At 65.2% G+C, this 11,554-nt stretch carries 9 protein-coding genes; 4 read left to right on the forward strand and 5 right to left on the reverse strand.

Going from position 1 to position 11,554, the window contains the following annotated elements; all coding sequences use genetic code 11:
* Positions 1-123: 123 nt before the first annotated feature.
* Positions 124-633: a hypothetical protein gene (locus ACQR0Z_RS26450; protein ID WP_434856183.1), complete on the reverse strand. Its 510-nt coding sequence runs from the start codon at positions 631-633 to the stop codon at positions 124-126.
* A gap of 327 nt (positions 634-960) precedes the next feature.
* Here ACQR0Z_RS26450 and groES point away from each other — a divergent pair, with 327 nt between their 5' ends.
* The 3 genes from groES to ACQR0Z_RS26465 all read left to right on the forward strand — a co-directional run bounded on the left by groES (position 961) and on the right by ACQR0Z_RS26465 (position 4,355).
* On the forward strand, positions 961-1,257 hold the full coding sequence (gene groES, locus ACQR0Z_RS26455) for a co-chaperone GroES (RefSeq protein WP_434856184.1): 297 nt from the start codon (positions 961-963) through the stop codon (positions 1,255-1,257).
* Positions 1,258-1,379: 122 nt separating this feature from the next.
* Positions 1,380-3,023: a chaperonin GroEL gene (gene groL / locus ACQR0Z_RS26460; RefSeq protein WP_012029656.1), complete on the forward strand. Its 1,644-nt coding sequence runs from the start codon at positions 1,380-1,382 to the stop codon at positions 3,021-3,023.
* A 138-nt stretch (positions 3,024-3,161) separates the two neighbouring features.
* Complete coding sequence (locus ACQR0Z_RS26465; protein ID WP_434856185.1) at positions 3,162-4,355, forward strand: hypothetical protein; 1,194 nt, start codon at positions 3,162-3,164, stop codon at positions 4,353-4,355.
* A gap of 330 nt (positions 4,356-4,685) precedes the next feature.
* Here ACQR0Z_RS26465 and ACQR0Z_RS26470 read toward each other — a convergent pair whose 3' ends face one another.
* Both ACQR0Z_RS26470 and ACQR0Z_RS26475 read right to left on the reverse strand, forming a co-directional pair.
* Positions 4,686-5,084, reverse strand: coding sequence for an META domain-containing protein (locus ACQR0Z_RS26470; protein WP_434920591.1), 399 nt, complete (start codon positions 5,082-5,084; stop codon positions 4,686-4,688).
* A 214-nt stretch (positions 5,085-5,298) separates the two neighbouring features.
* Positions 5,299-6,963: an L-lactate permease gene (locus tag ACQR0Z_RS26475; protein ID WP_434862455.1), complete on the reverse strand. Its 1,665-nt coding sequence runs from the start codon at positions 6,961-6,963 to the stop codon at positions 5,299-5,301.
* 320 nt (positions 6,964-7,283) lie between these two features.
* Between ACQR0Z_RS26475 and ACQR0Z_RS26480 the strand changes: the two genes are divergently transcribed.
* Positions 7,284-9,044 (forward strand): ABC transporter ATP-binding protein/permease, encoded by a 1,761-nt coding sequence (locus tag ACQR0Z_RS26480; RefSeq protein WP_434920592.1) that lies wholly within the window; start codon positions 7,284-7,286, stop codon positions 9,042-9,044.
* A gap of 539 nt (positions 9,045-9,583) precedes the next feature.
* Here ACQR0Z_RS26480 and ACQR0Z_RS26485 read toward each other — a convergent pair.
* Positions 9,584-10,582: a TorF family putative porin gene (locus ACQR0Z_RS26485; protein WP_434862457.1), complete on the reverse strand. Its 999-nt coding sequence runs from the start codon at positions 10,580-10,582 to the stop codon at positions 9,584-9,586.
* A 506-nt stretch (positions 10,583-11,088) separates the two neighbouring features.
* Complete coding sequence (locus ACQR0Z_RS26490; protein ID WP_434920593.1) at positions 11,089-11,550, reverse strand: hypothetical protein; 462 nt, start codon at positions 11,548-11,550, stop codon at positions 11,089-11,091.
* Between the last annotated feature and the right edge of the window lie 4 nt (positions 11,551-11,554).

Genomic DNA, 11,554 nt, shown 5'->3' on the forward strand with positions numbered 1-11,554 from the left:
ACTGAGATCGCAGCTCCACCGCCGTCATCATCTGCAGTTTGAGATCGAGCAGCCGGTGAGCCTCTGCCCGGTCATGAATGGGAGCATCATGCGCTTCTTGGATATCGCATGACGCTGAAAGGCTCAGGCGCGCGGTCCGCAGCGGACATAGACCATGGTCTGGTAGCGGGTGGCCGCGTCCTTGTCGACGAAGCGGGTGATCAGCACCCGTCCGTCGAACGAGACGACTTCGCGATCCTGCTCGCCGCCGGGAGGGCCGGCCGGACCGATGTAGTTCTTGCCGCCGGCCGAGCCCTTCAGGCGCAGCTCCTGCGGGGTCGCCTGGTCGGCCAGATGCATCACGACACCGCCCGACGTTCCGGCACCGATCACATAGGGCTGCTTGCACTGCGCCAGCGCCATCTTCTCGGTCCGCGCGCGGTCGTTGGGATTGTTGTAGGCGGCGAGGCCCCACTTGCCCACCAGATCCTCCGCGCGAATCGTCGCCGGAACCTCGGGCTCCACGGCGACCTCCGGAGGCGCGGGACTGGAAGGCGAGAGGTTGAAACCGCCCCCGCATGCTCCCAGAAGCGTTGTGAGCGCCGCTGCGATTGCGAGATTGGCAACCGGCCGCGCGCACCGTGAACTCGTCATGGCATCCCCTTAGGAACAAGATCATGGCTGCCCCGTCTGGCAACCAAGCGCAAAACGCGCATCAGAGCAATGACGTCGGATGACGACGCCGCTCCACTAACATGTCTGGCCCGCGACAGCATCCCCCTAACAGCCTGAACAAGCGCTTAACCGGTGCCCCTTGCTTGACAGGAACAGCGCCAAGCCATATTCCGGCGATGGCCTTTAGCACTCGGAGGGCATGATTGCTAAAGCCCCGAGTCACGTGGCCCCACCTGGGCGCCAAATGTGGCCGGATTCAGAAATCCAGACAATCACCGTACCAAAGCACCCGCAAAGGGACCTGTCATGGCCAAATCGAAGTTTCGTCCCCTGCACGACCGCGTCGTGGTTAAGCGCATCGACGCCGAAGAGAAGACCAAGGGCGGCATCATCATTCCGGACTCCGCCAAGGAAAAGCCCTCGCAGGGTGAAGTCGTCGCCGTCGGCCCGGGCGGCCGCGACGAGAACGGCAAGCTGACCCCGCTCGACGTCAAGGTCGGCGACCGCGTGCTGTTCGGCAAGTGGTCCGGCACCGAGGTCAAGCTGGACGGCGAGGAGCTCCTCATCATGAAGGAGTCCGACATCATGGGCGTCGTCGCCTGATCCCGATCCGCCCGGGGCGGCGCCAAGCCGCCCGGGGCAACTAGCGTTGTTCAACCTCGTTCAGGCGACAGGCAGGCGATCACGCCCCTGGCCGTCGGGGTCCACTCCAGGAGAGATTTCAAATGGCAGCCAAGGACGTCAAATTCTCTGGCGACGCGCGCGACCGGATGCTGCGCGGCGTCGACATTCTCGCCAACGCCGTCAAGGTGACGCTCGGCCCGAAGGGCCGCAACGTCGTCATCGAGAAGAGCTTCGGCGCTCCCCGCATCACCAAGGACGGTGTCACCGTCGCCAAGGAGATCGAGCTCGAGGACAAGTTCGAGAACATGGGCGCGCAGATGCTGCGCGAGGTCGCATCCAAGACCAACGACCTGGCCGGCGACGGCACCACCACCGCGACCGTGCTCGCCCAGGCCATCGTCCGTGAGGGCGCCAAGGCGGTTGCCGCCGGAATGAACCCGATGGACCTCAAGCGCGGCATCGACACCGCGGTGGCCGCCGTCATCAAGGACATCGAGAAGCGCGCCAAGCCGGTCGCCTCCTCCGCCGAGGTCGCCCAGGTCGGCACCATCTCCGCCAACGGCGACGCCGCGATCGGCAAGATGATCGCCCAGGCGATGCAGAAGGTCGGCAACGAGGGCGTGATCACGGTCGAGGAGAACAAGTCGCTCGAGACCGAGGTCGACATCGTCGAAGGCATGAAGTTCGACCGCGGCTACCTCAGCCCGTACTTCGTGACCAACGCCGAGAAGATGACCGCCGAGCTCGACGACGTCTACGTGCTGCTGCACGAGAAGAAGCTGTCGGGTCTCCAGGCCATGCTGCCGGTGCTCGAAGCCGTCGTGCAGTCGGGCCGTCCGCTGCTGATCATCGCCGAGGACGTCGAGGGCGAGGCCCTGGCCACGCTCGTCGTCAACCGCCTGCGTGGCGGCCTCAAGGTCGCCGCCGTCAAGGCGCCGGGCTTCGGTGACCGCCGCAAGGCCATGCTCGAGGACATCGCGATCCTGACCGGCGGCCAGCTGATCTCGGACGATCTCGGCATGAAGCTCGAGAACGTCACGATCAAGATGCTCGGCCGCGCCAAGAAGGTCGTGATCGACAAGGAGAACACCACGATCGTCAACGGCGCCGGCAAGAAGGCCGACATCGAGGCGCGCGTCGGCCAGATCAAGGCGCAGATCGAGGAGACCACCTCGGACTACGACCGTGAGAAGCTGCAGGAGCGTCTCGCCAAGCTCGCGGGCGGCGTCGCGGTGATCCGCGTCGGCGGCGCGACCGAGGTCGAGGTCAAGGAGAAGAAGGACCGCGTCGAGGACGCCCTCAACGCGACCCGCGCCGCGGTGCAGGAAGGCATCGTCCCCGGCGGCGGCGTGGCCCTGCTGCGCGCCAAGAAGGCGGTCGGCCGCATCACCAACCCGAACTCGGACGTCCAGGCCGGCATCAACATCGTGCTGAAGGCGCTCGAGGCTCCGATGCGCCAGATCGCCGAGAACGCCGGCGTCGAAGGCTCGATCGTGGTCGGCAAGATCCTGGAGGAGAAGTCCGAGACCTTCGGCTTCGACGCCCAGACCGAGGACTATGTCGACATGGTCGCCAAGGGCATCATCGACCCGGCCAAGGTCGTCCGCACCGCGCTGCAGGACGCCTCGTCGGTCGCCGGCCTGCTGGTCACCACCGAGGCCATGGTCGCCGAGCTGCCGAAGGACGCGGCCCCGGCGATGCCCGCCGGCGGCGGCATGGGTGGCATGGGCGGCATGGGCTTCTGAGCCCAACGCCCATCACCAAGACTTCAGGAAGGCCGCCTCCGGGCGGCCTTCTTTTTGGCGGAGTGTCCCAGTGGGGGTGCAGTGATGGCCGATTGGCGCTACAGCTAGCGCCGATTCCGCTCCCACAAGGATTTTCAGATGCGCGCTATTTTGCTTGCGTTGGCCGTGATTGCAGCGGCCGCGCCGGAACTCGGTTGGGCCCAGAGCAAGAGCGGGACCAAGGCCGCCCCCGCCATCGAGACACGCTATTTCACCGCGATCGATGGCCTGATGGACGGCAATGCCGACGTGATCCTGAAAGAAACGCGCCAGGGCAAGACCGTCACCGCGGCCACGCTCGACGTCTGCTATCCCGTGGCGAAGAATTCGGACCGCAAGGACCGCTTCGTCGTCACCCTCACCGTCAACGGCCAGACCCTGACCGGCGCGACCCAGAGCAACGGCGCCAAGGAGCCGGTCACGGTGAAGCTCAACCGCAAGCCGACCGGCGACACGTTCGAATTCCGCGGCCAGATCGCGATCGGCAAGACCGTCACCGAAGTCGCCTCGACCGACAACTCCGATGTCAGCGAGAAGGAATTTCAGGAGAGCCAGTCGACCGACGACGGCATCAGCGCGCAGCCGAAGGATTTCACCGACGTCTCGCCCGAGGCCGTGTCCGTTCGCCTCAAGCTCGACGCGGTGGCCGACTTCCTCAAGAGCCTGAAGGGCGAGAACGTCGAGGTCTCGCTGTCGAGCCTGATCGTCGGCTGCGACGCGCTGCGCGCGGGCGAGCAGACCATCAGCATGACGGTCGATCCCGAGCGCGCCGGCGCGCTGATCGCCAAGGCGCGCGCCACGACCGGCGTCGTGACCGCCGGCTGGACAGCAGGCACGGTCGAGATGGACCGTACCATCCGCTTTACCGCCGCCGACTGGCGCGACGGCGACAAGATCAATCGCGACAAGCTGGCGGGCGCGATCTCCGACGTCCTGGCCAAGACCTACAACGCCAAGCCGACCGGCGCGGTGTGGAATCCGGTCACCGGCAAGCTGAAGCTGACCTTGAAGCGGCCGAGCCAGCTGATGCCGTCGCTCGAACTGACCGACGTCATCGAGGTCACCGGCCTGGTCTCGACCGACAAGCCCGGCAGCACTGAGGCGCTGATGCTGTGGATCAGCAGCCCGACGACAACGACGATCGACGAGAACTCGTCGGCCAAGCTGATCCTGTCGGATGAATCCTCCGGCGACGAGGAAGGCGACACCCGCGACGACGGCGGTGCCATCGACGAGCTGGCCAAGGTCTTCAAGGCCAAGCGCTGGGACGCGGACAACTCGGTTTGGAAGTAAGGCGAGCTCCGACGGCAAGCGCCGCGATCTCGGTCTCACCCTCCCCTGGAGGGCAGGGCAATCGCGTGTGGCGATCGCCGTTTTGTGCTCGTCTCTCTCCACGTCGTCATGGCCGGGCTTGTCCCGGCCATCCACGTCGGCCGGCATGCTGAGAACGACGTGGATGCCCGGGACAAGCCCGGGCATGACGGAGTAACTAACTTGCAGGATCGTTCGTCGCGACAGCCTGGAATTTCCACATGCGATAGCCCTGCCCTGGAGGGTGGCAGCGGGGCCTGCATTCCGATCGATGCAACTCTGATTTCAGAAAGGCCTGCCTCAGCTCAATTCTCAGTTCGTGTTCAGCCGGAAGCGCAGCGTCTTCGGGCCGATGAAGGTGATCAAATCGCCCTGACGCTTCCAGTTCGTGGCCGCGCTCAGCGCGGCGATCAGCTCGTCGTCGGCCTGGGCACGCGCCGCCGGGCAGTTGCGGTCCTCGATCTGGCCCGCGATGAACACGATGGTGTTGCCAGCGACCGAGAACTGGCCCTTGCCGCCCTTGCACCAGAGCTCCAGCACGGTCTCGCCGTGGTCGCCGATATCGAGATCCGGCACCCGCTTCGAGCCGGGCTGCGGCAGCGCGTCCAGCGTCATTTCCATGCCGAACGGAAACTCCTCCGCCGCCATTGCACCGACGGACATGCTGGACATCGCCAGCGCGACGATCACGCCGGCCATGGTTCGCGTCATGGTTCGCGTCCTGGCTCGCTTCACAACTCGCATCATTCCTCTCGACAGATCATCACGCACGGAGCCCGCCTTGTAGGCGATCGACTCGATGGCTGCCAGCACGGCTCCCGCACAATTGTGGTCCAAACATAGCAAACCCCGCGTCGCCCAGGCGACGCGGGGTTTTTGTCGCAGTCCGTTCGATCGCAATCGGTCTCTGTCTTGAGCGATGGCGCTACTTCAGCACCATCGCGGTGAACGGATAGACATAGGCCTGCAAGGTCACGAACAGGCCGACCAGACAGGCCAGCACGATCGAGTGCAGGAAGACGTAGCGCAGGATCGAGCTCTCGTGGCCGTACCAGTTGGTGGCGGTCGAGGCGACGACGATGGATTGGGCATCGATCATCTTGCCCATCACGCCGCCGGAGGAGTTGGCGGCCGCCATCAGCACCGGCGACAGGCCGAGCTGCTCGGAGGTGATCTTCTGCAGGTTGCCGAACAGCACGTTCGACGCCGTGTCCGACCCCGTCAGCGCCACGCCCAGCCAGCCGAGCAAGGTGCCGAAGAAGGGATAGAGCACGCCTGTCGTGGCGAAGGCGAGGCCGAGGGTGGCGTCGACGCCGGACAAGCGGGTGAGCGTGCCGATCGCGAGCATCGCCGAGATCGTGATCAGCGAGATCGCGCAGAGCCGGATGGTGCGGCCATATTCGGCGATCAGCTTGCCCGGTCCGACACCCATCAGGAAGCCGGAGATGATCGCAGCGATCAGCATGCCGGTGCCGGTGAAGGTCAGGTAGGTGAACGAGAACACCGCGCCCTCCGGCGTCGGCTTGGCAGCCACCGGCGGCATCTTGTTGATCAGCTTGTCGAGCTCGGGCACCGGATAGTTCCACGCGAAGTTCGCGTTCGCCCAGCTCTTGAAGGCGCCGCTGCCCCAGATCAGCATGATGATGCAGACGATGATCCACGGCAGCAGCGCGCCCCACAGTTCGGCTTGCGTCAGCGGCGTGCGGTCGAGCGGCTTCTGCGCGGCCATGGTCGCCGCCGAATCGTCGCGTCCGCGCAGCGCCGGCGACAGCCACAGCTGCCGCGGCTGCCAGACCTTCAGGAACAGGATCAGCGCGCCCATCGAGATCAGCGAGGCGCCGATGTCGACGATCCAGGGATTGATGTAGTTCGAGATCAGGAACTGCGGCACGGCGAAGGAGACGGCGGTGACCAGGATCGCCGGCCAGACGTCCTTCATGCCCTTCCAGCCCGCGAACGCCCAGATCACCCAGAACGGCACGATCAGCGAGAATACCGGCAATTGCCGGCCGACCATCGCGCCGAGGATATAGGGATCGATGCCGGTGACCGAGGCGAGGCCCTGGATCGGCGTGCCGAGCGCGCCGTAGGCGACCGGCGCGGTGTTGGCGATCAGCGACAGGCCGGAGGCCGCGAGCGGCGAGAAGCCCAGCCCGATCAGCACGGCGCCGGTGATGGCCACCGGCGTGCCGAAGCCGGAGGCGCCCTCGAAGAAGGCGCCGAAGGAGAACGCGACGAGCAGCAATTGCAGGCGCCGGTCCTCGGTGACGCCGCCGATCGCGCGCTTCAAGAGCTCGAATCGGCCGGTCGAGACCGTGACCTGGTAAAGAAAGATGACGTTGAGGACGATCCAGCCGATCGGGAAGAAGCCGGTGACCACGCCGAGGAAGGTGGCGCGCAGCGACATGTTGGCGGGCATCGTGAAGACAACGATCGTGATCACGTTGGTGAGGATCACGGCGATGATCGCCGCGATGTGCGCCTTGACCTTGCCGCTGGCGATCAGCACCAGCAGCGTCACGACGGGGACTGCGGCGGCCAGTGTGGACAGCACCGGACTCGCCAACGGATCATAGACTTGGTTCCACATGGTACGTCTCCCCCCACGTTCTTCTTGTTGGACCCGAGCCGGCGGGGCGGACCGGGTCTATCTGCCCAAGGTCAAGCCCGGGCAAGACTGCGCATTCGAGATCACAAACCCGGCAACCGCCCCAATCTGCTCAAATTCTCGCGAAATCTGGCGGCAGCCGCGATGTCTCTTGTATGCAGCATGCTACGGTTTGCCGCATGCGACCGACAAGCCGGCGGTCGCCCGGCACCTTACGACTTTCGTCTAGACAGGCGGTGGCGACTGCGAAATTCTCCCGCCAACTCAGCCCGTTAAGGCCCTTTCTCAGGAGCAGTTCCACTGTGAACAATCTGCGCTCGACCATCGCGACCGTCTGGCGGATCGCCATCCCCTACTTCCGGTCCGAGGACAGACTGGCGGGACGCATCCTGCTCGCCGCCGTCATCGCCATCGAGCTGTCGCTGGTCGCGATCCAGGTGCTGGTGAACCAATGGCAGAACCGCTTCTTCAACGCGCTGCAGGAATACAATTGGGACAGCTTCATCTGGGAGATCGGCGTGTTCGTCGGGCTCGCGGCGATCTACATCCTGCTCGCAATCTACCAGCTCTATTTGAATCAGTGGCTGCAGATCCGCTGGCGGCGCTGGATGACCGAGGTCTATCTGCGGCGCTGGCTGAGCAGCGCCACGCACTACCGCATGCAGCTGCGCGGCGACATCGCCGACAACCCGGACCAGCGTATCGCCGAGGACGTGCAGCTGTTCGTCGACAAGACCCTCAACATCTCGATCGGCCTGCTCAGCTCCATCGTGTCGCTCGCCTCGTTCACGGTGGTGCTGTGGGGCCTGTCCAATGACGCGCCGCTGCAGCTGTTCGGGACGCAGGTTTCCGTACCCGGCTATCTCGTCTGGATCGCACTCATCTACGCGGTGTTCGGCACGGTGCTGACGCATTGGATCGGCGCGCCGCTGGTCAATCTCAATTTCGAGCAGCAGCGCTACGAGGCCGACTTCCGCTTCAACCTGGTGCGGGTGCGCGAAAGCTCCGAGCAGATCGCGCTGTTGCGCGGCGAGGGCGCCGAGCAGGGCCAGCTCACCGACAGGTTCGGCCGGGTGGTGCAGAACTGGTATCAGATCATGAGCCGGACCAAGCGGCTCACGGCGTTCACCGCGAGCTACTCGCAGGCGGCGGTGATCTTCCCCTATGTGCTGGTGGCGCCGGCCTACTTCGCCAAGACCATCCAGATGGGCGCGATCATGCAGACGGCCTCGGCGTTCTCCCAGGTGCAGGGCGCGCTGTCGTTCTTCGTCTCGACCTACCGCACGCTCGCCGACTGGCGCTCCACCGTGGCCCGCCTCGACGGCTTCGACATGGCGATCGAGAGCGCGGCCAAGCTCGCCACGGAGCCGCAGACGATCGATGTCGTCGGCCATTCGGGCGACAGCATCGAGCTGGCCCAGCTGCTGCTGAAGCTGCCGAACGGCCTGCCGCTGATCGCCGCTGAAGGCTTCCGCCTCGAGAGCGGCGAGCGGACTTTGCTGACCGGCCCGTCCGGTGCCGGCAAATCCACCCTGTTCCGCGCCATCGCCGGCATCTGGCCGTTCGGCAGCGGCGCGATCAGCGTGCCCGGCCACGCCAAGCTGATGATGCTGCCGCAGCGGCCATACTTCCCGATCGGCGCGCTGGGGGCCGCCATCGCCTATCCGGCCGCGGCGGACGCATACGGCGCCGATCGGATCAAGGAGGCGCTGGCGGCCGTCGGGCTGCCGCAACTGGCTGACCGGCTCGCCGAGGACGGGCACTGGAACCGGACCTTGTCGCTCGGCGAGCAGCAGCGGCTCGGCATCGCCCGCGCGCTGCTGCATGAACCGGACTACCTGTTCCTCGACGAGGCCACGGCGTCGCTGGACGAGCCGGGCGAAGCCAAGCTTTACCGCGTCATCGCCGAACGCCTGCCGCAGACCACGGTGGTCTCGATCGGCCACCGCTCGACCTTGCACGACTTCCATGACCGCAAGGTCGAACTGATTCGCGACGGCGACCGCTTCACCTTGCGGCCGACGGCGCAGCCGGCGGAGGCCCCGGCGGAGGGAGCCGAGTAAGGCAATCCTGGCGTGACAGGCCTCGCAGGCGCGGCGATCTCGATCTCACCCTCCCCTGGAGGGGGAGGGTCGATCGCACGCGAAGCGGGCGAGCGGGGGTGGGGTGAGCCGCGGACACCGGTGCGGGTGGAGAGATCTCGCCACCCCGGCTCACGTTTCGCTTCGCTCGCCGGGAGCCGAACCCCTCAAAGCGGCGCTGTCGCATATGAGATGCAGGGCTATCGCGGCGAACGATCCTGCAAGTTATTTGCTCCGTCATGCCCGGGCTTGTCCCGGGCATCCACGTCGTTGTCAGCACGCCGACCGACGTGGATGGCCGGGACGAGCCCGGCCATGACGACGTGGAAAGATGAGCGCAAAACCGCAGAGGCTGACCTCCAAGAAGCGCGTGGCAGAATCGGGACCGTACACGGGGCCTCCATCATCTGCGTCCGCGGGATCCCATGATGCTCTCGACAACAAGACCCCAAAAAAGCAGAAGGGCGGCAGATTGCTCTGCCGCCCTTTGCCTTGGAGAATTCGATCCGCCGTGAGGCGACTTACTTCAGGTTGCTCATCGCGGTCAGGTCGACCGAGAGCTTGGCGATGCCGGTCGCGCCGCACCACTTGGAGCCGACGCCGGTCGGGTTGATCGCGGTCACGTTGGTGGTGCCGCTGCCGGTGAAGTCGCTGGTGAAGGCGTTGCAATCGCCCTTCGACAGGTTGGTGTCGGAGTAGCGCAGGTCCAGCGTGAAGACCTTGTAGGTGAAGCCGACGCCGATGTTCCAGGTGTTGTAGTCGGCATACTTGATGCCGTTCGGGAAGGCGGCGGTGCCGTAGAACGAGTCGGAGGTGCCGAACCACTGGCGGCCGAACTCACCCGACACATACATGCCGACGCCGCTGGAGCCGAAGGTCGTGCTGGGGGCAGTGAACTTGCCGGTGACCGAGGCGTAGTTGCCCCAGGCGCCGGTGTTCAGGAAGCTGGGCGTGTAGAACTCGGTGACGCCGAACGTCCACATGTCGTTCACGGTGTAGTTCATCTTGCCGTAGACTTCGAAGAACGAGACGTCCTTCTTCATCACGTTCAGGTTGGTCAGCGTGTTGGCCTGGCACTCGGCGCTCAGGGCGCGGCCGGCGAAGTCGGTGGTCGCGCCGCCGCCGTAGTAGCAGGTGCCGCCCGGATACAGGTAACCCCAGACGCCGATGTCGAAGGCGAAGGCGCCGAAGGTCGGGCGGATACCGCCGTAGATGTCGATCTCGGCCGCGGCGCGGTTCGGGAAGGAGATGCTCTCACCGGCGACGCCGATGTACAGCTGCAGGTCCTTGTTGACGTTGTAGCGCGGCTCGAAATAGGCGGCGACCGACGGCTTGTGGTTGGACTGGGTCACGCCGCGGAAGACGTAGTCGTTCATGATCGCGGCGCCGAACGCGATGTCCCAGGGATCGAAAGCGGCCACCGGCGGCGGAGCCTTGTAGGCCTTCACCGCCATGTCAGCGGCCGAGGCCGAACCCGAAACCATTGCCAGCGCCGTTGCCAACAAAGCCAACTTCTTCATGAACGTTCCCCATCACCCGAATTTCGAGCACCGGTCCGATGTTCGGCCCCCCAGGGCACAATCAAGACCATCTGCGTCATACAGTCTCGATTTGTGACAGCGTCTCGCCGCAGGTGAAGCAAAAAAGCGCGGCATCTGCCGCCTTTTTGGGCGATTTGACAATTCTACGGCAGGTTGCCGTCGGCCTGTTGCATTTGAACAACAAGTTTCTGTGGGTGAAATCCCCGTGGCGTGCACAAAACCGCGAGATCGTGGCGCTCGGTCCTCACATTCGACCACCGACGGCAATGCGGATTCGCCCGGTCGTAGATTTACGGGGACAGCCCCCGCACCGGGGTGAGTCGACGCGCGAGCCCGTCAAAAGCAAAGAGGCCGCAGCGGTGGCGCTGCAGCCTCGGTCGTCCATCGATCGTCGTGCCCCCAAGTCTGATCCTGGGGTCTGATCCTGGGGTCTGGTCCTGCAGTCTGGTCCTGGCGGCCTGCCCTGACCAGCGCAGAAGCCGGTATCAGCTCTCGGAGGTCGTGCCTTGCTCGCCGTCGTGGGCCGGCTCGCTCGGCGTCGCCCAGCTGGTCTCGGAGGCCTGTTCGGTCTCGTGCGTCTCGGGAGCCTCGACCAGCGGCGCCATCTTCTTCGGAGCGCGCTTCTTGGCCGCCTTCTTCGGCGCGGCCGGCGCCTTCGCGGCGGACTTCGGCGCAGATTTGGCAGGAGCCTTGGCGGCCTTCTTCGCCGGAGCCTTCGCCGCCTTCTTGGCGGCGGCCTTCTTGGCCGGAGCCTTGGCAGCCTTCTTCGGCGCCGCCTTCACGGCCTTCTTCGCCTTCTTGGCCGGAGCCTTCGCAGCTTTCTTGGCGGACTTCCCAGCCTTCTTCGCCGACTTGCTCGCCTTCTTCGCGGCCTTCTTGGCCTGCGCCATCAGCTTCTTTTCTTTCTTCTCTTTCTTGTCCTTCTTCGACTTCTTGTCCTTCGCCATCGAA

Source organism: Bradyrhizobium sp. HKCCYLS3077, assembly GCF_051167555.1.
Classification (GTDB): domain Bacteria; phylum Pseudomonadota; class Alphaproteobacteria; order Rhizobiales; family Xanthobacteraceae; genus Bradyrhizobium.

Bases quoted from the DNA above. Each gene is read 5' to 3' on its own strand.
- groES (WP_434856184.1), top strand. From the start codon at position 961: ATGGCCAAATCGAAGTTTCGTCCCCTGCACGACCGCGTCGTGGTTAAG.
- ACQR0Z_RS26465 (WP_434856185.1), top strand. From the start codon at position 3,162: ATGCGCGCTATTTTGCTTGCGTTGGCCGTGATTGCAGCGGCCGCGCCG.
- groL (WP_012029656.1), top strand. From the start codon at position 1,380: ATGGCAGCCAAGGACGTCAAATTCTCTGGCGACGCGCGCGACCGGATG.
- ACQR0Z_RS26470 (WP_434920591.1), bottom strand. From the start codon at position 5,084: ATGACGCGAACCATGGCCGGCGTGATCGTCGCGCTGGCGATGTCCAGC.
- ACQR0Z_RS26475 (WP_434862455.1), bottom strand. From the start codon at position 6,963: ATGTGGAACCAAGTCTATGATCCGTTGGCGAGTCCGGTGCTGTCCACA.
- ACQR0Z_RS26490 (WP_434920593.1), bottom strand. From the start codon at position 11,550: ATGGCGAAGGACAAGAAGTCGAAGAAGGACAAGAAAGAGAAGAAAGAA.
- ACQR0Z_RS26485 (WP_434862457.1), bottom strand. From the start codon at position 10,582: ATGAAGAAGTTGGCTTTGTTGGCAACGGCGCTGGCAATGGTTTCGGGT.
- ACQR0Z_RS26450 (WP_434856183.1), bottom strand. From the start codon at position 633: ATGACGAGTTCACGGTGCGCGCGGCCGGTTGCCAATCTCGCAATCGCA.